Origin of the sequence: Nocardioides alkalitolerans, assembly GCA_038184435.1 — a bacterium.
Lineage (GTDB): Bacteria > Actinomycetota > Actinomycetes > Propionibacteriales > Nocardioidaceae > Nocardioides > Nocardioides alkalitolerans_A.
The window spans coordinates 1,863,441-1,885,214 of the sequence record CP116227.1 but is presented as its reverse complement, the minus strand read 5'-3'; the positions used below and the strand labels follow the sequence as shown (position 1 = coordinate 1,885,214).

Here is a 21,774-nt window from a genome sequence, read left to right as displayed (position 1 = left end):
ACGGATGGCGACACGCGGGTGGGCTGCTCTGGCCGCGCTGTGCGTGGCGCTGGGCCTGCAGCTGGTGACCCCCCCGGCCCAGGCGCTGGTGTCGACGACCCCGGCGCCGATGGAGCAGACGAACGGCCCCGTGTGGGCCTCGGAGATCGCGGGTGGCCGCATCTACGTGGGCGGGGCCTTCACGTCCACGCGGCCCTCGGGCGCCGCGGCGGGCACGAACGAGTCCGGGCAGGCGCACCTGGCGGCGATGGACGCCTCGACGGGGCAGCGGATCGCCGGCTTCGCGCCGGTGCTGCGCAACACGTGGGACGGCTCCCCGGGCACGGTGCACGCGATGGCGTTGTCGCCCGACAAGGCGACGCTCTACGTCGGCGGTGACTTCAACGAGGTCAACGGCCAGAAGGCGGAGCACCTCGCCGCGTTCGACACCGCGACGGGGCGCTTCCTCGGCCAGGTGGGCTGGAACGGCGTCAACGGCAGCGTCCGTGCGCTCGACGTATCGCCCGACGGCAGGACGCTCTACGTCGGCGGCATCTTCAGCGCCGCCAACTGGAGCGCGCGCGACCGCCTCGCCGCGTTCGACCTGACCAGTGGCGGCCTGACGTCGTGGCAGCCGAAGATGAGCGTCGCGGTGCCCGGCGAGGGCCTGCGTCCCACCGCTCTCGCCGTGTCCGGCGACGGCGCCAAGGTGTTCGTCGGCGGCACCTTCCAGCAGATGAACGGCGTGGCCTACCAGGGCGTCGCGGCCGTCAACGGCACCACGGGCGCCAACGCCAGCGGCTTCGGCCGCAGCTACCTGCTGGCCCCCACCAACTGGGCGACGACGCTCGAGGTGGCCGACGGGGTGCTCTACATGGGTGGCCGCGACGACCGCTCCGGTTCGACGGCCCGCAAGGAGGGCGTGCAGGCCATCACCGTGTCGACCGGGCAGGTGCGGTGGTTCGCACGCTGCTACGGCGACACGTTCGACGTGCTCGTGCAGGGCAGCGACGTGTACGTCGCGTCCCACGCCCACGACTGCAGCGCCGCCGGCGGTTTCGGCGAGACGAGCCCGACGCGCTACGTCGCCATGCACGTGCTCGACCGCAGCACGGGCCGGGTCCGCAGTGGGTTCCAGGTGACGACGGCCGGCACGACGGCCAACCAGGACTCCCTGCTGCTGTCCCGCACGCTGGCGAGCGACGGGTCGCAGGTCGTCATGGGCGGCGGCTTCGACTGGGTGCAGAACCAGCGCCAGTCCAACGTCACGCGCTTCACGGCGCGCTGAGGACGGTGACGCTCGCCATGCCGTTCGCGTCCGAGCAGGTCGCGGGTCGGGGCCACGTCCCCGGCCCCGACCCTGCCTGGGCGCGCACGGCCGCGGTCGTGTGGCCGTCGGTCGACGAGCCCGGACGGTCGGCGGCCCGGCCCGCCGACCGCCGGACCCGCGCGACGGAGGCGCTCGGGCACTACCGGCTCGTGCGCTTCGACGGCCGGGTGCGCTTCGTGGTGGCTGCTGAGCTCGGCCGCCGGGCCCGCCGCGCCGTGCTGCGCTACGGCAACGACCTGCGGGCTCCCTCCCGACGCTGGGCGCGCCGCGTCGTCGGCTCGTGGTTCCTCCTCGGGGCGGGCGACCGCGTCGGAGACCTCGTGGCGGTGCCCGGCGACGACGACGCGCTCGGTCTCCGCACGGCGGCCGCGGGTGCCCTCGGTTGCGAGGAGGACGCGGTGCACCTCAGCTTCGCGGTCATCGATCGGGAGGGCAGCGCGCGGCCGACCGTCCTCGTCTCCGACGACCGCGGGCGCCCCCGCCTGTTCCTCAAGGTCGGCGCGGGCGCGGCCCGCCGCGCCGCGCTGGAGCGGGAGCACGCCGCCACGGCCGTGGCGGCGGCGCGCAGCCACCGCGGCGACCTCGGCGTCGTCGTGCCCCGCCCCGTGCTGCTGCACCGGGCCGGCGCGGCGAGCGCGCTGGGCATGACGCCGCTGCCCGACGACGTGACGCCGGTCGACACGCAGGACCCCGCGGCGACGTGGCGCGTGCTGGACCGGCTCGTGGCGGCCGGCCCGACCACGGCGCCCCGCCTCGGGGAGTCCCCGTGGCTGCGGCGCCTGCTCGCCGACGCGCGCGGACTGCGCGACGGCGTGGGGCCCCACGGGATGCCCGTGGGGCCGGTCGTCGCCCACCTCGGTCGCCGGGCGGTCGAGGTGGCCGCGGAGTACCACCGTCACCACGGCGACACCTTCCTCCTCCACGGGCTGCGGCACGGCGACTGGTCGCCGTGGAACCTCGGCTGGACGGGCACGGGCGGGCGACGCCGGCTCGTTGCGTGGGACTGGGAGTTCGGCGAGGCGGAAGCGCCGGTCGCCCTCGACCGCCACAACTGGCAGTTCGCGCGCGCCACCAGCGTCGACCGCGTCGCGGCCGGCACGGCGGCGGCGGAGCTGCTCGAGCGCAGCGCGTCGGACTCCCCGGCGGCCCTGGGCACGAGCCCGCTGACCGCCCGGCTGTTGCTCCTCGACATGGCCGTGCGCCGCGCCCTGCTCGCCGCAGCGGGGGAGCAGCGCGCCGCCGAGGCGGCGACGGCGCTGCTCGACGTGCTCGCCGCGGACATGCACTGAGAGCGTCTCCGTAGCGCTCTAGGCTGGCGGCGTGCCCGACGTCCCGAGCCCGCAGCCCCACCCCCAGTCCAGCCCCCGGCCCGGCCCCCAGCCCCGCGCCGGCGATCCGCTGGTCGCCGCGCTCACGGGTCTCGACGACCACCGCCTCGCCGAGCGGCTGGCGACGCTCGCCGGCGAGCGGCTCGTCGAGCTGCGCACGACGGCGGTGGCCGAGTCGTGGGACACGGGCGACCTCAAGGACGCGGGCGACCGTGCCGCGCACGTGCTGCTGACCGGGTTGCTGGCCCAGCTGCGTCCGGACGACGCGGTCCTCTCGGAGGAGGGCGCGGACGACCCGGCCCGGCTCGAGGCGGACCGCGTGTGGATCGTCGACCCGCTCGACGGCACCCGCGAGTTCGGTGAGCCGCCGCGCGACGACTGGGCGGTGCACGTGGCGCTGTGGGAACGGGGTGCCGGTGCCGCCGGCGAGGTCGGTGACCTCGTGGCCGGGGCGGTGGCCCAGGCAGCCCTCGGCGAGACCTGGAGCACGGCGGACGTGCCGGTGCCCCCGCCGTACGCCGCGGGAGCGCCGCGCCTCGTGGTGAGCCGTAGCCGCCCGCCGGAGGTGAGCGACGTCGTCGCCGCCGCGATCGGCGCCCGCCTGGTGCCCATGGGGTCGGCCGGTGCCAAGGTGATGGCGGTGGTGCGCGGCGTGGCGGACGTCTACGTGCACGCCGGGGGGCAGTACGAGTGGGACTCCGCCGCGCCCGTCGCGGTCGCGCGGGCCGCGGGCCTGCACACGAGCCGGATCGACGGGTCGCCGCTGCGCTACAACGCGGCCGACGTCTACCTGCCCGACCTCGTCGTCTGCCGGGCGGAGCTCGCCGACGCCGTGCTCGCGGCGATCGCGGCCGGCTGAGCGGGTCCAGCCGGCCCAGCCCGTCCAGACCGGTCCAGTCCAGGGGCCGGTCGTCGGAGGCGGGTCCTAGCCCGTCCGGGCCATGCCGGGACCACCCCTCCTGACCCCTGCCGGGGGTCCGGGGTAGTCCCGTCGGGCTGCTGCTCCGACGGGTCCGACGGCGTTGGTCGGACGTTCACCCGAAGCGGTCGGTCCGTTGGCGGACCGACCCCAGATTTCCCGTCGGTCCGCGGCCGTCAGGTGGCCGCCCGCACCCGATGGGGGACACCGACCCGTGACGACGGTTCCGACGCAGCACGACGAGATCGAGGCGCTCCCGCGCGCGATCTCCCGACGCCCGACCGGCGGCGACCGGGTGTTCGCGCACGGCTTCCGCGCCATCGGGGCGACGGTGCTCGTCGTCACCGGCAGCATCGGGCTCTTCCTCGCCTGGCAGGCCGTGCCGACGCTGCGGCACTACGGGCTGTCCTTCTTCACCGAGGAGGCGTGGGCCCCCGAGCAGGGCACGGTCGGCATCGCCGGCATCCTCGTCGGGACGGTCTCCGTCGCGGGGGTCGCCCTGGTCATCGCGTTCCCGCTGGCGCTGCTGACGGCGCTGTTCATCTCCGAGTACGCCCCGCACTCGGTCCGCGCCACGCTCGTCTCGCTCGTCGACCTCATGGCCGCCGTCCCGAGCATCGTGTACGGGCTGTGGGGGGCGCTGCTCGTGCAGCCGTACGCCGCGGAGATCGCCCGCTGGCTCCACGGCACGCTCGGCTGGATCCCGCTCTTCGACGTCCCGAGCGCCGACCCGGACGCCGCGGTGTGGGACCAGACCCGCTACATCGCCAGCGCGTTCTGCGCGGCGATCGCCGTGGCGATGATGGTGCTGCCGATGTCCTGCGCGGTCATGCGGCAGGTCTTCAGCCAGACCCCCCAGGCGGAGAAGGAGGCGGCGCTCGCGCTCGGCGCGACGCGCTGGGGCATGGTGCGCACCGTCGTGCTGCCCTTCGGTCGGGGCGGCATCGTCGGCGGCACGATGCTCGGCCTGGGCCGGGCGCTGGGGGAGACCATCGCGGTCTACCTGATCATCAGCCCCGCGTTCGACATCAAGCCCCACATCCTCGAGGTCGGCACCAACACCGTGGCCGCGCTCATCGCCGCCCGCTTCGGCGACGCCAGCGCCGCCCAGCTCTCGGCCCTGCTGGCCGCCGGGTTCGCGCTGTTCCTCATCACGCTGGCGGTCAACACGCTCGCCGCGATCATCGTCAACCGCAGCCGCTCGGGACAGGGGACGGACGCATGACCACGGCTCCCGAGCGCCCCGTCCTCGACGAGGCCCGCCACGCCGCCGTCCCGCCGCGGACGGTGCTGCCCGTGGCCGATCCGACCGCTCCGTCCCCCGTGCGCCGGACGGGCCTGGGGCGAGCCACCGCCGAGGAGCGCGTCGCCCGCACCGGTGCGTGGGTCGCGGGGTTCGCCCTGGCCTGGCTGCTGACCCAGCGGGTGGTGCCGCTGGACTCCATCGGCTGGCTGCTCCTGCTCTGGTTCGCGCTCGGCATGGGCCTCGTCGCCCTCACGACGGCTCTCGTCGGCAACCGCAACGAGGTGGCCGACCAGCTGGTGCGCTCCGCGGTCACGGTCGGGGCCCTCGTCGTCGGGGCGGCGCTCGTCAGCGTCATGGTCTTCACCCTGGCCAAGGGCTGGCGTCCGCTCCTGCACGTCAACTTCTTCACCGACGACATGGCGGGCATCGGCCCGCGCGACGCCTTCGACCGGGGCGGCATCCTCCACGCCGTCGCGGGCTCCCTCATCCAGCTGGGCATCGCGATCGCCATCACGGTGCCGCTCGGCATCGGCACCGCGGTGTTCATGACCGAGGTCGGCGGACGTTTCGCCACGGTGGTGCGCACCGTGGTCGAGGCGATGACCGCGCTGCCCTCCATCGTGGCCGGGTTGTTCGTCTACACGGTGATGGTGGTCGCGCTCGGCTACCCCCGCTCCGGCCTGGCGGCCGGCCTGGCGATCGCCGTCATGATGCTGCCGATCATCGCCCGGGCCTCCGACGTCGTGCTCCGCGTCGTGCCGAGCGGGCTGCGCGAGGCGGGCCTGGCCCTGGGGGCCAGCCGCTGGCGCGTCGTCTGGCACGTGGTGCTGCCGACCGCCCGGCCCGGCCTGGCGACGGCCCTCATCCTCGGCGTGGCCCGCGGTGTCGGGGAGACCTCGCCCGTGCTGCTCACCTCGGGCGCGGCGCCGTTCCTCACGCTCGACCCGACGTCGGGGTTCATGAACTCCCTGCCGCTCTACGTCTTCAGCACCGTGCGCTCCGGCGAGCCGCAGGCCATCGCCCGCGGTTTCGCCGCGGCGAGCGTGCTGCTCGTGCTGGTGCTCGTGCTGTTCGTCACCGCCCGGCTCCTGGCCCGTGGCCCGCTCTCGAAGAGGTCCTGATGCGACTCCCCGCCCCACCCCGCCTCCGGGCACTCCGGTTCGCCGCCCTCGTGGCCACCCTCCTGCTGCTCCTGGGCACGACGTCCGGCAACGCGGCCGCCGCGCGCGCGGTGGTCTACGCCCAGATCGAGGGCACCGGCTCGACCTGGAGCCAGCTCATCGTCGAGCAGTGGATCGCGGACGTCGAGGCCACCGGCATGCGCGTCGCCTACACGGGCGGCGGCTCGTCCCTCGGCCGCAAGAACTTCGCCCAGGGCAGCACCGACTTCGCCATCTCGGAGATCCCCTACCAGGGGGTCGACGAGTTCGGGAACGCCGACACCGCCGGCAACCGGCAGTTCGCCTACCTGCCGATCGTCGCGGGCGGCACGGCCTTCACCTACCAGCTGAAGGTGGGCGACCAGCAGGTGCGCAACCTGCGGCTGTCGGGCGCCACGATCGCCAAGATCTTCACCAACCAGATCACCAGCTGGGACGACCCGGCGATCAAGGCCGACAACAACGGCCGCACGTTCCCGAAGATCCCCATCACGCCGGTGGTCCGCGCCGACGGCTCGGGCACCACCGCCCAGTTCACGGCCTGGCTGGCGGCCCGGCACGGCAGCACCTGGAAGTCCCTGTTCCCCCGGGGCACGCTCACGTCCTACTTCCCGCGCCAGGGACGCGCGATCGCCCAGGCCGGGTCCGACCAGGTGATGAACACGGTCGCGAGCTCGTCGGGCAACGGGACGATCGGGTACGTCGAGTACTCCTACCCCGTCAACGAGGACTACCCGGTCGTCAAGGTGCTCAACGAGGGCGGGTACTACGTCGAGCCGACCCAGTACAACGTCGCCGTGGCGCTGACGCAGGCCCGGATCAAGACCGAGGACCCGTCGGCGTCCGACTACCTGACCCAGGACCTGCGGGGCGTCTACACCGCGACGGACCCGCGGGCCTACCCCCTGTCGTCGTACTCCTACATGATCATCCCGGTCGGCGCGCAGGACCGGCGCATGACGACCGCGAAGCGCCAGACGCTCGTGGACTTCATGTACTACTCGCTCTGCCAGGGCCAGACGAAGGCCGGCCCCTACGGCTACTCGCCGCTCCCGCTCAACCTGGTGCAGGCGGGCTTCACCCAGCTCGCCCGGCTCGGCACGGCCGACAGCGGTGTCGAGCTCGCCAACCGCGACGTACGGTCCTGCAACAACCCCACCTTCAACGGTCGCAACCTCAACGAGAACCGGCTCGCGACCGTGGCGCCGGCCCCGGCGGCCTGCGACAAGCAGGGCGCGGGCCCGTGCGGCACCGACACCGGCACCGGCGAGCCCTCGACCGACGATCCCGCCGCGGGTGGGAGCGGCGGGGCGGCCGGGGGCGCGGGCACGGCGGCGGGTCCGGCCGGCGCCGGCACCGGGGCCGCTCCGGTCGGTCAGGACGTGCAGCTCGACCCGACGACCGGTCAGCCGGTGGCCGCCGCGGCGACGGGTGGGGGAGCGGTCTTCGCCAACCCGCTCGAGCTGACCTCCGACCGGCCGGGGGACCGGGGCCCGTTCGCGTGGCTGGTGGCGGCCGAGGTGCTCGCGCTCGTCTTCCTGCCCGCGATGATCACCGTCTGGCTCCGCCGTCGCCACGGGGTGTCGCGATGAGGCGGCGGTCGGTGGACGCCCGCGCTCGGCTGCTGGCCGGCCTGCTGCTCGCCGCGGCGGTGCTCGTCGGTCTGCCGTCCGCCGACGTCCCGCCGGCCCAGGCGGCGCCGCCCACGGGCGGGTTCGAGCAGACCCGGCTGCTCGAGCGCACCTTCACCGACGCCGACGGCGAGCGTGAGGTGGTGGACGCCCGCGAGGTCACGGTGACGGTCGACAAGACGCAGCAGCTGCGCTCGCGCGAGCGGGTGCACGTCAGCTGGTCGGGCGCGCGCCCGAGCGGCGGTCGGGCCGCGGACCCCTACGGCGAGACGGGGCTGGCGCAGGAGTACCCCGTCGTCGTCCTGCAGTGCCGGGGCCTCGACGACCCCGACCTGCCCGCCGCGCAGCGGCTCTCGCGCGACACCTGCTGGACCTCGACCCGGGCCCAGCGCTCGCAGAGCCTGCCCGACCGCACCGCCGTCTGGCGCCACGACACCGCCGCCACCGCGGAGGAGCGGTCCGCACGGGCCGGGACGGCACCGTTGCCGGACGCGGCGACCTGCCCCGCCGCCGACGGCTTCTCGACATGGGCGACCGGGTTCACCGCCGCGGACGGCGACCGGTTCGCCTCCTGCAGCGCGGAGTCCATGGCGCCGGAGGCGGCCGTCGACGGCGCGCTCCCGCCGGCCGAGGTCGCGGCGTTCACCGACGCCGACGGCCGCGGGTCGGTCGACCTCGAGGTGCGCACCGACGTCGAGAACGCCTCCCTCGGCTGCAACGCGACGACACCCTGCTCGATCGTCGTCATCCCGATCATGGGCCTGTCCTGCGACACCGATCCCGAGTGCCGACGCAGCGGCCGCTGGCTCGAGGGCTCGAGCAACTACGCCGCGGAGGGCGTCGACCTGGCCGTCTCGCCCGCTCTGTGGTGGTCGGCGTCGAACTGGCAGCACCGGTTCTCCGTGCCGCTGACCTTCGGCCTCGCGCCCAACGTGTGCGACGTGCTCGACCCGCGGGCACCGGTCGGGTTCTACGGCTCCGAGCTGCTCGCCCAGGCGTCGCTGCAGTGGGCGCCGGCCTACTGCCTCGAGGACGGCCGCTTCAAGTTCCAGCACAACCGGATGAGCGACGAGGCGGGCTTCGCGCTCATGGAGAGCGGCGAGGGCGCGGCGGCGCTGGTGTCGGGTCCGCACGACGCGCGCCGCGGCACCGCGACGGCCTACGGGCCGACCGCGGTCACCGGGTTCGGGATCGCGTACGTCGTCGACCGCCCCGACAACGCCGGGACCGTCGACGAGCTGCGGCTCAACGCGCGGCTCGTGGCCAAGCTCCTGACGCAGTCCTACGTCGCGTCCGAGCTCGGACGCGGCCACCCCGGCATGGGGGACAACCCGACCTCGGTCAACCAGGACCCGGAGTTCGTCGCCCTCAACCCCGACCTGGACCAGATCGCCCGGGAGGCCGCGGCGACGGTGCTCTCCATCTCGGAGTCCTCGGACGTCATCGGGGCCCTGACCGCGTACGTCGCGGCCGACCCCGACGCGGCTGCGTTCGTGCGGGGCGAGCCCGACCCCTGGGGCATGCGGGTGAACCCGTCCTACGCCGGGATGACGCTGCCGGTGCGCGACTTCCCGCTGCTCGACACCTACGTGCCGACGAGCGAGCAGGACTGCCTCAAGGCCAACCCGTCCGTCTACTTCAACCAGGTCGCCGCGCCCGTCACGACCTTGCGCCGGGTGGCCGAGGCCGTGCTCGACGCCTGGCCCAACGTGCAGACGAGGTGCGAGCGGTCCTCCGCCAGCGACCCGTGGCGGGTGGGACGCGTCAACCGGCAGGGCCTCGGCACCCGGTTCATGCTCGGCATCGTCAGCCTCGGCGACGCCGCCCGCCTGGGCCTCGCCGTCGCCGAGCTCGAGACCCGGGACGGCACGTTCGTCGGACCGACGACGGAGGGGCTGACGAAGGCCGTCGCCCTGGCCCGTCCCGCGACGGACACCGTCGGTGTGGCGGAGGCGGCGGTCGCGCCGTACGTGGTCGACCAGGCGGCCGTGCGGCAGGAGGGCGACGCCTACCCGGGGACCCTCGTCGTGCACACGGTGGCGCGCACCCACGGCCTGCCGGCCGAGCAGGCGGCCGACGTCGCGCAGTTCCTCGAGGTGGCGACGACCGAGGGCCAGCGGCCCGGCCGCGGCAACGGCACGCTGCCGGAGGGGTACCTGCCGATCACCGACGCCGGCGCCACCGCCCCGCTCTGGCGCAGCGCCCAGCGGGCGGCGGAGCTCATCGCGGCCCAGGAGGCGCCGGCGGTCGCGCCGCCGGTCGTCCCCGGGACCGACGCGGGAGGACCGTCCTTCCCCGGCGGGGGTGCCGGCGCGCCGCCGGGCGCCGTCCCGGCGGCGGACGCCGCTGCCGCCGGGGGTGCGACCCCGCAGGCGGGCGGACCCACGACGGCCACCACCGCCGCCACCGCGCCCGTGAGCTCGCCCTGGACGTCGAGCGCCCTGCTCCCGCTCCTCCTGGTGCTCACCCTCGTCGGCGCGCTCGGGGGAGCCGTCGGACGGGTCGTGCTCATCGCCCGACGGGTGCGGTCGTGAGCGCCACGGTGGCGGAGCGCGCCACGGCGGGGAGCGCGCCCGGCGGCGGCCCCGGCAGGGGCCCTGGCAGCCGGCTCGAGGTCGGCTCGTCCGCCGCGTTCACCCTCGCGCTGCTCAGCCTGACGCTGCTGCTGCACCTGCTCGTGCTCTCCGGCGTCTCCCACGCGCGCGACCAGGCGGTGCTGTACGACGCGTTCCGCGCCGACGTCGCGGGCGGCTTCGTCTCCGTCGGGCCGACGGCCGAGGTCGGCTCGCCCGTCGCGCTGCTGACGATCCCCGCCATCGACGTCTCCCAGGTCGTGGTGGAGGGCACCGCCTCGGGCGACCTGCGGGCCGGCCCCGGACACCGGCGGGACACCGTGCTCCCCGGACAGGTGGGCGTGAGCGTCGTGCAGGGCCGCGCCGTGACGTTCGGCGGACCCTTCGCGCGGCTCGACGAGCTGGCCGTCGGCGACACCGTCGAGGTCGTCGGGGCCCAGGGGCGGCAGCGCCTGGCGGTGACCGGGCTCCGCCGGGCGGGGGACCCGCTGCCCGGGCCGCTCGCCGACGGCGAGGCGCGGCTCACGCTCGTGACGGCGGCGACGGACACGGCGCTCGGCCGGCTCAGCACGGGCGAGGTGCTCTACGTCGACACGTCCACCGTGCCCGTCGACGGCGAGGGCTTCGCCGCGCCGGGCGGCGTGCCCAGTGCCGTACCGGAGGGGGAGAAGCCGCAGCGCGTCGACACGGCGGCCCTGCCCCTGCTCGGGCTGCAGCTCGGGGGGCTGTGCGCGGCGGTCGTCGGCATCGCCCTCCTCCGACGCCGGGTGCCGGGCGCCCTCGTGTGGGTCGTGAGCTCGCCCGTGGTGCTCGCGCTCTCCTGGGCGACCGCCGACAGCGCCTCGCGACTCCTCCCCAACCTCCTCTGACCACTCCGCCGCACCACCCGCACCACCGCTCCTCCCGCTCCACCCCACCCGAGAAGGACGCACCGCGACCGTGGTGCGCAGCCGATGACAGGAGATCCACCCGATGTTCGCTCGTCCGCTCCTCTCCACCGTGCTCGCCGGGTCGCTGGCGACCGCGGCGCTCGCGCTGGGCTCGCTCGCCCCTGCGTCCGCCGACCCCGCCGCCCCGCCCGCCGCCGGCGACATCGTCGGCGTCGGCTCCGACACCAGCCAGTTCGTGCTCGACAACCTGGCGGACGGCGCCACGGTCGCCGGGTCCGTCGTGCCGGGCTACAACGCCACCGCCACCACCGGGAAGCTCCGCAGCTTCCACGCCCTCACGGCCGGCACCAGCGCGCAGATCGTCGTGCGCCAGGGAACGCAGCCGATCAACCGGCCCAACGGCTCGGGCCAGGGCAAGGCGACGCTCTACAACCCCTCGAACCCGAACATCGACTTCGCGCGCTCCTCCTCGGCGCTCAACGACGCCGAGGTCAACGCGGGGCTCTACGCCTACCCGTTCGCCGTCGACGGCCTGGGGCTCGCGACCGCCCGCACCACCAACGCCCCCGCCACCCTGACCTCCGCGCAGATCGTCGGCATCTACCAGGGCACCATCAAGAACTGGAGCGAGGTGGGCGGCAAGGCGGGAACGATCGTCCCGCAGATCCCGCAGTCGGGCTCCGGCACGCGCTCCTTCTTCACCTCCGAGCTGAAGAAGCTCAACGGAGGCGTCGACGTGACGCTGGCCTCGACGGTGGTGGACGTGCAGGAGCACGACGACGCCACCGTGAAGTCGAACCCGAACGCGATCGCGCCGTTCTCGACCGGCCGCGCCGAGCTGGCCGGGACCGTCACCATCGTCGGCGGGTTCACCGCCAAGCGCGCTCTCTACAACGTCGTGCGCGCGGCCGACCGCACCCGCCTCGCGGGTGTCTTCGGCGCCGACGGGTTCGTGTGCTCCACCGACGCGCGGCCGCTCATCGAGGCCGCCGGCTTCGACCAGCTCGCCCGTGACGAGTTCGGCGGCGTCTGCGGCGAGGCGACCCAGAGCGCCACGTCCAACTTCACCACCAACGAGGTCGTCGTGACCGGCACGACGCTCACGGCGTCCTCCCCGGCAGCGGGCAGCGTGGCGTTCGCCGCGACGGTCGACGCGAAGGGCGCCGACGTCTCCGCCGGCACCGTCGAGCTCCTCGAGGGCACGACGAAGGTCGCGACGGCGCGCTTCGCGCAGGGCCGCTTCGCCACGACGCTGACCGGCGTCGCTGCGGGCAGCCACACCTACACGGCGCGCTACGTGCCCGCGTCGGGCGTGCTCCAGGAGGGCTCCACCTCCGCGGCGGCCTCCGTCGTCGTCCGGGTCGCGCCCGTGCTCCGCGCCGGCGTCTCGCCGACCCGCAGCAGCTTCGGCCAGGCCCGGGTGCTGTCGGCCGTGGTCACCACGCCGAGCGGCGCACCGGCCACCGGCCAGGTCCGCTTCACCTTCGGCGGTGCCCGCACCACCGTGGCCCTCGACGCCAACGGCAAGGCGACGCTGACCGCCGGCGCCTCGACGCCGGCCGGTGCCTACGCGATCAAGATGGAGTACCTCGGCAGCGGGCTGCTCGTGCCCGCCTCCGCGTCGGGCACCCACACCATCCAGAAGGCGACGCCCGCCATCGGCGAGACCTTCCCGTCGGCCGTCTCCACCAGCGCGTCCGGCACCCGCGGGACCCTCGTCGTCAACGTGCCCGGCGTGCAGCAGGCCATCAGCGGCACCGTGACGATCTACGCCGGCACCAAGGTCTTCGCCCGCGGCACGGTGAGCCGCGGCGTCGCCGCCATCACCCTGCCGAAGGTCGGCCGCGGCACCCACACCCTGCGCGCCGTCTACTCCGGCGACCGCAGCGTCAACGGTCGCAGCCAGACCTTCACGGTCACCGGTCGCTGACCCACCCGCCGGACCGCCCCACCGCACATCCCGGCCCGCCGTCGTCGGAGCACCTCCGACGACGGCGGGCCACCCCCGTGAGAGGAACCAGAGCCATGCGCCACGACTCCGTCGTCCCCGCCCCGGCGGCCTTCGACCTGTACGCCGACGACCAGGCCACCACCGTCATCCCGGCCGTCCCCGGGGAGGTGCCGGGCGGTGCGCCCGCGGCGTACCGGGTCGCGACGGGCGGCGAGCTCGAGGCGCGGGAGGTGTCGGCGTGGTTCGGCGAGCGCCTGGTGCTCGACCGCGTGTCGCTCACGATGCCGGCGCGGAGCGTCACGGCGCTCATCGGACCCTCCGGGTGCGGCAAGTCGACCTTCCTGCGGATCCTCAACCGCATGCACGAGCTGGTGCCCTCGGCGGCGCTGGCCGGCGAGGTGCTCCTCGACGGCGAGGACGTCTACGACCCTCGACGGAAGCTGACCGACGCCCGTCGGTCGATCGGGATGGTGTTCCAGAAGCCGAACCCGTTCCCGGCCATGTCGATCCGCGAGAACGTGCTCGCCGGGCTGCGTCTCACCGGCACCAAGGCGTCGCGCACGGAGAAGGACGAGCTGGTCGAGAGCTCGCTCGTGCGGGCCGGTCTGTGGACCGAGGTGCGGGACCGCCTCGGTGCGCCCGGCGGAGGCCTGTCGGGCGGTCAGCAGCAGCGGCTGTGCATCGCGCGCTCGCTCGCGGTGCGGCCCGAGGTGCTGCTCATGGACGAGCCGTGCTCCGCGCTCGACCCCACCTCGACGCGCGTCATCGAGGAGACGATGACGGAGCTCGCCCGCGAGATCACCATCGTCATCGTCACCCACAACATGCAGCAGGCGCGGCGGGTCTCCCAGACCTGCGCGTTCTTCCTCGCCGCGCAGGGCACTCCCGGTGTGATCGTCGAGCACGGGGATACTGACGCCATGTTCACCACACCTCGCGACCAGCGCACGAGCGACTACGTCAACGGCCGCTTCGGGTGACCCCGCCGGGTCCGCGGCGGCCGGCGCCGCGGAGCCGACCGACGCCGCGGAAGACCGCGGTGAAGAAGACCGCGGTGAAGAAGACCGCGGCGAAGAAGGCCCCGGCGAAGAAGGCCCCGGCGACGAAGGCCGCACCGCGCGCGTCGGGCCGCACGCCCACCGCCGCCCAGCGCCGACGCCGGGCGGCGCAGCGGCGCCAGCGGGCGCGGCGCCTCGCCGTACCCCTCGTCGTCGCCGTCCTCGGGCTCGCCCTCGTCGGCACGGCGTGGTGGCTCGGCCGGGACACTCCGGCGCCGGCGCCCGAGGCCGGGACGTCAGCGCCGGGCGGCGTGGTGCCGCCGGCCTCCGACCCTGCGCCGATCGTGCCCGCCGGCCGCCCGGTCATCCCGGTCGTCGACGCCGCCTGGACGGCCCAGGTCGCCGAGGCGACGGGGATCCCGCCGGTGGCGGTGAACGCGTACGCCGTGGCCGAGCTGCGCCTGCGCACCGAGGCGCCGTCGTGCTCGATGGGCTGGTCGACGCTGGCGGGCATCGGGTGGGTCGAGTCCCACCACGGCTCCATCCACGGCAGCATCCTCGGTCTCGACGGCCGCGCGGAGCCTCCCATCGTGGGCCCGGCGCTCGACGGGACCGGCGGGTTCGCCGCGATCCCGTCCGACCCGCTGCTCGAGGAGTGGCACGGGGACCCGACGTGGGACCACGCCGTCGGCCCGCTGCAGTTCATCTCGTCGACGTGGGACCGCTGGCGCTCCGACGGTGACGGTGACGGCGCGATGGACCCCAACGACCTCGACGACGCGGCCTACGCCGCCGCCCGCTACCTCTGCCACGACGGCCACGACCTCGCGACGGGGGAGGGCTGGGCCGAGGCCGTCTTCTCCTACAACCACGACGACGCCTACGTCGCTGCCGTGTACGCGGCCGCCAGCGGCTACGCCGCCTCCGCCGGCTGAGCCGCCTCGCGGGCGCGTCCGTCGGGGGAAGAAAACGCGGACAGCGAGGAAAGTGCGCGGGCCGTACGACGCGGAGGAGGAAAACGCGGACCCGGGTCCGCGACACGCCGAGGGCCCGGCCGCTCGGGTCCGCGTTCTCTTTCGCCCGTCCTCGACCCGGTCCGCGTTTTCCCCGACCGGGACCGAGCCCCGCCCCACCCGTCCTCGAATGGTGACGTGCTGGGGCCCGGACTAGGCTCCTTCCTCGTGCAACTCTCCGGGCTCGCCGACGCCGTCCTGGCCGATCCGACCCTCGACGAGGCGCTGGCCGGGGCGCGGGACCGCTCCGAGCGGGTCCTCGACCTGACCGGTCCGGCCGCGGTGCGGCCGTTCGTCGTGAAGGGGCTCGCCGACCTCGGTCGCACCGTCCTCGCCGTGACCGCGACGACCCGCGACGCGGAGGAGCTGGTCGCCGCGCTGGGCGACCTGATCGACCCCGCAACGGTCGGCTACTTCCCCAGCTGGGAGACCCTCCCGCACGAGCGCCTGAGCCCCCGCAGCGACACCGTCGGCCGCCGGCTCGCCGTGCTGCGCCGCCTCGCGCACCCGGGGGACGACACGGCCAACGGTCCGCTCTCCGTCGTGGTGGCCCCGGTGCGCAGCGTGCTGCAGCCGCAGGTCAAGGGCCTCGGCGACCTCGTCCCGGTCGAGCTGACCCCCGGGGCCGAGGCGTCGCTCGAGGGTGTGGTCCGCGGGCTGGAGGGTGCGGCGTACTCGCGGGTCGACCTCGTCGAGAAGCGCGGGGAGTACGCCGTGCGCGGCGGCATCGTCGACGTCTTCCCGCCCACGGACGAGCACCCGCTGCGCGTCGAGTTCTGGGGCGACGAGGTCGAGGACATCCGCACCTTCTCGGTCGCCGACCAGCGCACCCTCGAGAAGGTGGAGCGCCTGTGGGCGCCGCCGTGCCGCGAGCTGCTGCTGACGCCCGAGGTGCGCGAACGTGCCCGGGCGCTCGGGGAGGCGCACCCGCAGCTGCGCGAGCTCACCGAGAAGCTCGCCGAGGGCATCGCGGTGGAGGGCATGGAGTCGCTCGCGCCCGTGCTCGTCGACGAGCTGGAGCTGCTCCTCGACGTGCTGCCGAGCGACGCCCACGTGGTGGTCCTCGACCCCGAGCGCGGCCGCCGTCGCGCGGCCGACCTGGTCGCGACGAGCGAGGAGTTCCTCGCGGCCTCCTGGGCGGCCGCCGCCGGCGGGGGCCAGGCGCCGATCGACCTGGGGGCGGCGTCGTACCGCTCCTACGCCGACGTGCGCGAGCACGCCCTGGCCCGTGGGCAGGCCTGGTGGAGCGTCAGCCCGTTCGGCATCGCGGACGACGGCGCCCCCGCCGACGCCCCGGCCACCGAGGCCGCCATCGCCGGTGTGCCGAGCCGACCGCTGTCGGTGAAGCCCGCCGAGGCCTACCGCGGCGACGTCGAGAAGGCGCTCGCCGACGTGGGCGGCTGGCTCACGCAGGGCTACCGGGTCGTGGTGGTGCACCCCGGCCACGGTCCCGCCCAGCGCACGGTGGAGGCGCTGGCGGACCGCGACGTACCGGCCCGTCTCGTCGACGCCGTCGACACCCTGCCGCCGACCGACGTCGTGACGGTCACCTGCGGCGCGCTCACCCACGGGCTCGTGGACGAGCCCAACCGCCTCGCCCTCCTCACCGGTGAGGACATCTCCGGCCAGAAGGCATCGACGCGCGACATGCGCAAGATGCCCGCCCGCCGCAAGCGCCAGATCGACCCGCTGGAGCTCAAGGCCGGCGACTTCGTCGTGCACGAGCAGCACGGTGTGGGCCGCTTCATCGAGATGAAGCAGCGCGAGGTGCAGGGAGCGGTGCGGGAGTACCTCGTGCTCGAGTACGGCGCCTCCAAGCGCGGCGCCCCGCCGGACCGGCTCTACGTGCCGGCCGACGCCCTCGACCAGGTGACGCGCTACGTCGGCGGCGAGCAGCCCGCGCTCGACCGGCTGGGCGGCGGCGACTGGACCAAGCGCAAGGCGCGCGCCCGCAAGGCGGTCAAGGAGATCGCGGCGGAGCTCATCAAGCTGTACGCCGCGCGCCAGGCCACCCAGGGCCACGCCTTCGGCCCCGACACGCCGTGGCAGCGCGAGCTGGAGGACGCGTTCCCCTTCGCCGAGACGCCCGACCAGCTGTCGACGGTCGACGAGGTCAAGGGCGACATGGAGCGGCGGGTGCCGATGGACCGCCTGGTCTGCGGCGACGTGGGCTACGGCAAGACCGAGATCGCGGTGCGTGCGGCGTTCAAGGCGGTGCAGGACGGCAAGCAGGTCGCCGTGCTCGTGCCCACGACGCTGCTCGTGACGCAGCACTTCTCGACCTTCGCCGAGCGCATGAGCGGGTTCCCCGTCGTGCTGAAGGCGCTGAGCCGCTTCCAGTCCGACAAGGAGGCGAAGGCGGTGCTGGAGGGCCTCACCACCGGCGAGGTCGACATCGTGATCGGCACCCACCGCCTGCTCAACCCCGACATCCGGTTCAAGGACCTGGGCCTCATCATCGTCGACGAGGAGCAGCGCTTCGGCGTGGAGCACAAGGAGCAGATGAAGCGGCTCCGCACGAGCGTCGACGTGCTCGCCATGTCGGCGACGCCGATCCCGCGCACGCTCGAGATGGCGGTCACGGGCATCCGCGAGATGTCGACGATCACCACGCCCCCGGAGGAGCGGCACCCGGTGCTGACGTACGTCGGCGCGTACGAGGACCGCCAGGTCATCGCCGCCATCCGGCGGGAGCTGCTGCGCGACGGCCAGGTGTTCTACATCCACAACCGCGTGCAGTCGATCGAGAAGGCCGCGCAGCACCTGACGGAGCTGGTGCCCGAGGCGCGGGTGGCCACGGCCCACGGCCAGATGAACGAGAAGCAGCTCGAGCAGGTGATGCTCGACTTCTGGGAGAAGCGCTTCGACGTGCTCGTCTGCACGACGCTGGTCGAGTCGGGTCTCGACGTGTCCAACGCCAACACGATGATCATCGAGCGCTCCGACACCCTCGGCCTCTCGCAGCTGCACCAGCTGCGCGGGCGCGTCGGCCGGTCGCGGGAGCGGGCCTACGCCTACTTCCTCTACCCGAGCGAGAAGCCGCTCACGGAGACAGCCCACGAGCGGCTCGCCACCCTGGCGCAGCACTCCGACCTCGGCGGCGGCATGGCGATCGCCATGAAGGACCTCGAGATCCGCGGCGCCGGCAACCTCCTCGGCGGCGAGCAGTCGGGTCACATCGCCGACGTCGGCTTCGACCTCTACGTGCGGCTCGTCGGCGAGGCCGTCGCCGACTTCAAGGGCGCCCCGGACGACCAGCTCGAGGAGGTGCGCATCGAGCTGCCCGTCGAGGCGCACCTGCCCCACGACTACGTGCCGAGCGAGCGCCTGCGGCTGGAGATGTACAAGCGCCTCTCCGAGGTGCGCAGCAACGAGGACGTCGACACGATCCGCGAGGAGCTCGTCGACCGGTACGGCGAGCCCCCGGTCGAGGTCGAGAGCCTCCTCTACGTCGCGCGGTTCCGGGCCCGGGCCCGGGCAGCCGGGATCCGGGAGGTGACGTCGGCGGGCAAGAACGTGCGGTTCGCGCCGGTCTCCCTGCCCGAGTCTCGCGCGGTGCGGCTGCAGCGGCTCTACCCGAAGTCGCTCGTCAAGCCGGCGACGGACACCGTGCTGGTGCCGCGACCGCAGACCGCCGTGGTCGCGGGCAAGCCCATCACCGGCCTCGCGCTGCTCGAGTGGGCGGCCAAGGTGATCGACACGGTGCTCGACCCGAAGGACGCGTGACCTGAGGGACGCGTGACCTGCGGGAAGGGGGCCGCTACGGTGTGAGCGTGGTCACCTCGTCCCGCGCCCGTGCCGGCACCCGCGTCCTGGCCGCCACCGCCGTCGTGCTCCTCGGCGGGGGTCTCCTCGCGGGGTGCGACAGCGACCCCCGCACCGCGGCGACCGCCGGCGACGCGACGTTGACGGTGGACCGGTTGGACGCCGCCACCGCGGCGTACTGCGACTACGTCGCGCAGGTCGGCGTTGAGGCGGTGCCGCGGGCGATCGTGCGGAGCGGGCTGACGGAGCTGTGGCTCTACGACGCGGCGCTGACCGAGGCGGCCGGCCCCGATGCCCTCGACCGGCCACCGGCCGCCGACGAGATCGCCCGCGAGATGCAGGCCGCCGGCGCGGAGGCGGAGGTCGCCTCGTTCACCGTGCGGCTTCTGACGGTGTCGAACGCGCTGTCCGACCCGACCGTCGGCCAGGTGGCCTCCTCGACCCTCGCCGACCTCGACGTGACGGTGAACCCGGCGGTGGGCAGCTACGCCGACGGCGCCGTGTCGACCGGCGGCGACGGCGTGAGCGTGGCCGCGAGCGACACCGCCCTCGGCGCGACCTTCAGCCTCGACGACCCGCCCACGCCCGAGGAGGTCGCCGCCCTGCCCGCCGCGCAGCGGTGCGGCGGCTCCGCGGGGTGAGCGCCGCGACCCTGGTCCCGATCACCGCGTTCGTCTGCATCCTGACCGGGTGGTCGCTGGTGTGGCGGGGACAGGTGCTCGACAGCCGCTACCGCGACGCCAAGGAGCGCTCGGGCGAGTGGCCGCGGCACCCGTCCGTGCGGCACACGACGCCGGCGTCGAAGCGGCTCCACGTCGTCGGGTTCGCGTCGGTGTTCGCGGGCTTCGGGCTGCAGGCGCTCGACCTCTGGGTGCTCTAGACCGAGCGAACGATCGGGCGGCACTTTCCCCGGTCAGCCGGGGAACACGCCGCTTTGACCATCAAATTTGATGGTCAAAGCGACACTTTCCCCGGTCAGCCGGGGAACCGACCAGCCCGCCTCCCGCGTCCCCGGGGCATGAACCGCACGACCGACACCCTGCGCCGCGGTGGCATGGCCGCGGTGGTGACCGCCCCGCTGCTCCTCGTCGCCTGTACGTCGACGCCCGACGCCGCACCGGACCCCGCGGGCCCGACGGGTGTCGCGAGCCTCGTCCGCTTCGCGGGCTGCGACGACCTGCTCGGGTACTTCCAGGAGAACGCGCTGGAGCGCGTCACGGCGTGGGGGCTGGAGGGCATCGGCATGCTCCGGCAGCACGCCGCCCTCGGCGCGAGCCTCGAGTCGGACTTCGCGGCCAGCGCCGACTCCGTCGCCCCGCGGTCCGGCGTCCTCCCGCGCGGCGGCTACATCGGTCCCGACCACGGCACGTCGGCGACCAACACCCAGGAGGACGGCGTCGACGAGGCCGACATCGTCAAGACCGACGGTGAGGTGCTGGTCGCGATCGCCGGCGGCGAGGTGCGGGTGGTCGACGTCGCGTCGGCGGAGGCGCTGGCCACCCTCGACCTTCCCGACGACGGTCTCCCGTCGGAGCTGCTGCTCCGCGACTCGACCCTGCTCGTCCTGGGGCAGGAGGGAGCGGGCTACGTCCCGCTCGACACCGAGGTCGGCGACTCGGCGTACCCGGCTGGGCGTCCGGCCCGCACCGTGCTGACCGAGGTCGACCTCACGGACCCGGCCGCACCGGAGGTGGTGCGCTCGACGCGGGTCGAGGGCGAGTACCGCAGCGCCCGCCTCGTCGGCGACACCGTGCGGCTCGTCATGGTGAGCGAACCCCCCGGCCTGGACTGGGTGGAGCCGGAGGGTCGCTCGCTCGCGGACGAGAACGCGGCGCTCGAGGCCAACCGCGACCTGATCGAGGCCAGCACCATCGCCGACTGGCTGCCGCAGCTCTCGACCGACGGGGGCGACGTCGAACCGCTCCTCGGCTGCGGCGACGTCGGCGTGCCCACCGCGTTCAGCGGGTTCACCACCGTCTCCGTGGCGAGCCTGGAGATCGGCGGCGGCACCGCGCCGACCTCGTCGGCGGGCGTCGTCGGTTCCGGCGACACCGTCTACGCCTCCACCGACCGGATGATCGTGGCCTCGTCGCCGTGGTCCGCCGTGCGCGGCGCCGACGACGCCGACGACGAGCCCTCGTCCGACCTGCACGCCTTCGACATCAGCGAGCCCGGCGCGACGACGTACGTCGGCTCCGGCCGCGTCGGTGGGCGTCTCGTCAACCAGTTCGCGGTGGACGAGGCCGCCGGCGTCGTGCGGGTCGCCGTGACGCGGAACGAGGAGGGCGAGGCGCCCAGCTCCTCGCTCGTCGTGCTCGCCGAGCGCCCGGGGGAGGGTCTCGTCGAGACCGGACGCGTCGACGGGCTGGGCCTGACGGAGCAGATCCAGGCGGTGCGCTTCCTCTCACCCGACCTGGCCGCGGTCGTCACGTTCCGCCGGATCGATCCGCTCTACCTCGTGGACACGAGCGACCCGACGGCCCCGACGCTGGCGGGGGAGCTGAAGGTGCCGGGCTACTCGGCGTACCTCCACCCCCTCGACGACGGCATGCTCCTCGGCGTCGGGCAGCACGCGACCGAGGACGGCCGCACCACCGGCCTCCAGGCGTCGCTGTTCGACATCACCGACCCGAGCACGCCGCGGCAGGTCACCACGGTGACGTGGGAGGGACGGCAGTCGCCCGTCGAGGGCGACCACCGCGCGTTCCTGCTGTGGCAGGACCGGGCCTACCTGCCCTCCCAGGGCTGGGGCCGCGGACCGCAGGCGACGGTCGAGTCGGTGGACGTCGCGCCCGGGCTGCTCGAGCGCGGTCCGACCATCGACGCCACGGGCATGCCGAGCGGCTACGCCGGCGTACGCCGCGTGCTCGTCGCCGACGACCGCATCTGGCTGGTCGGCGAGTCCGCCGTCGTCCGCGTCGCGGAGGGCAACCGCGCCGTCGGCGACGTCGTCGACTTCTGACCCCCTCGGGACGTCATGCGCTGCGGCGC

The 21,774-nt window shown here is 74.5% G+C and carries 15 protein-coding genes; all 15 read left to right on the top strand.

Features of this window, described 5'->3' with window-relative positions; all coding sequences use genetic code 11:
* Window positions 1–4 precede the first annotated feature (4 nt).
* Window positions 5–1,267, top strand: coding sequence for a hypothetical protein (locus PIR53_09015; protein WZH54115.1), 1,263 nt, complete (start codon window positions 5–7; stop codon window positions 1,265–1,267).
* A 17-nt stretch (window positions 1,268–1,284) separates the two neighbouring features.
* The gene (locus PIR53_09010; protein ID WZH54114.1) at window positions 1,285–2,598 is read left to right on the top strand and encodes a hypothetical protein; all 1,314 of its coding nucleotides are present in this window, start codon (window positions 1,285–1,287) and stop codon (window positions 2,596–2,598) included.
* 31 nt (window positions 2,599–2,629) lie between these two features.
* The gene (locus PIR53_09005; protein ID WZH54113.1) at window positions 2,630–3,496 is read left to right on the top strand and encodes a 3'(2'),5'-bisphosphate nucleotidase CysQ; all 867 of its coding nucleotides are present in this window, start codon (window positions 2,630–2,632) and stop codon (window positions 3,494–3,496) included.
* 274 nt (window positions 3,497–3,770) lie between these two features.
* Window positions 3,771–4,781, top strand: coding sequence for a phosphate ABC transporter permease subunit PstC (pstC, locus tag PIR53_09000; GenBank protein WZH54112.1), 1,011 nt, complete (start codon window positions 3,771–3,773; stop codon window positions 4,779–4,781).
* Window positions 4,778–5,923 (top strand): phosphate ABC transporter permease PstA, encoded by a 1,146-nt coding sequence (pstA, locus tag PIR53_08995; GenBank protein WZH54111.1) that lies wholly within the window; start codon window positions 4,778–4,780, stop codon window positions 5,921–5,923. The genes pstC and pstA overlap by 4 nt, the downstream gene beginning before the upstream one ends.
* Window positions 5,923–7,554: a phosphate ABC transporter substrate-binding protein PstS gene (locus tag PIR53_08990; protein ID WZH54110.1), complete on the top strand. Its 1,632-nt coding sequence runs from the start codon at window positions 5,923–5,925 to the stop codon at window positions 7,552–7,554. The genes pstA and PIR53_08990 overlap by 1 nt, the downstream gene beginning before the upstream one ends.
* Window positions 7,555–7,565: 11 nt before the next feature.
* Window positions 7,566–10,127, top strand: a complete 2,562-nt coding sequence (locus PIR53_08985) for a hypothetical protein (protein ID WZH54109.1) — start codon at window positions 7,566–7,568, stop codon at window positions 10,125–10,127.
* Window positions 10,124–11,035 (top strand): sortase, encoded by a 912-nt coding sequence (locus PIR53_08980; protein ID WZH54108.1) that lies wholly within the window; start codon window positions 10,124–10,126, stop codon window positions 11,033–11,035. Before PIR53_08985 ends, PIR53_08980 begins: the two co-directional genes overlap by 4 nt.
* Before the next feature lie 103 nt (window positions 11,036–11,138).
* The gene (locus PIR53_08975) at window positions 11,139–12,986 is read left to right on the top strand and encodes an Ig-like domain repeat protein (GenBank protein WZH54107.1); all 1,848 of its coding nucleotides are present in this window, start codon (window positions 11,139–11,141) and stop codon (window positions 12,984–12,986) included.
* A gap of 95 nt (window positions 12,987–13,081) precedes the next feature.
* Window positions 13,082–13,987 (top strand): phosphate ABC transporter ATP-binding protein, encoded by a 906-nt coding sequence (locus PIR53_08970; protein WZH54106.1) that lies wholly within the window; start codon window positions 13,082–13,084, stop codon window positions 13,985–13,987.
* A gap of 59 nt (window positions 13,988–14,046) precedes the next feature.
* Window positions 14,047–14,940, top strand: coding sequence for a lytic murein transglycosylase (locus PIR53_08965; GenBank protein WZH54105.1), 894 nt, complete (start codon window positions 14,047–14,049; stop codon window positions 14,938–14,940).
* A 246-nt stretch (window positions 14,941–15,186) separates the two neighbouring features.
* Window positions 15,187–18,744, top strand: a complete 3,558-nt coding sequence (gene mfd / locus PIR53_08960) for a transcription-repair coupling factor (protein WZH54104.1) — start codon at window positions 15,187–15,189, stop codon at window positions 18,742–18,744.
* Between the two features lie 47 nt (window positions 18,745–18,791).
* Window positions 18,792–19,424, top strand: a complete 633-nt coding sequence (locus PIR53_08955) for a hypothetical protein (protein ID WZH54103.1) — start codon at window positions 18,792–18,794, stop codon at window positions 19,422–19,424.
* Window positions 19,421–19,663: a hypothetical protein gene (locus tag PIR53_08950; protein WZH54102.1), complete on the top strand. Its 243-nt coding sequence runs from the start codon at window positions 19,421–19,423 to the stop codon at window positions 19,661–19,663. The genes PIR53_08955 and PIR53_08950 overlap by 4 nt, the downstream gene beginning before the upstream one ends.
* Before the next feature lie 138 nt (window positions 19,664–19,801).
* A complete protein-coding gene (locus PIR53_08945) occupies window positions 19,802–21,745 on the top strand; it encodes a beta-propeller domain-containing protein (protein WZH54101.1) in 1,944 nt (647 codons plus the stop codon).
* The last annotated feature ends 29 nt before the right edge of the window (window positions 21,746–21,774 follow it).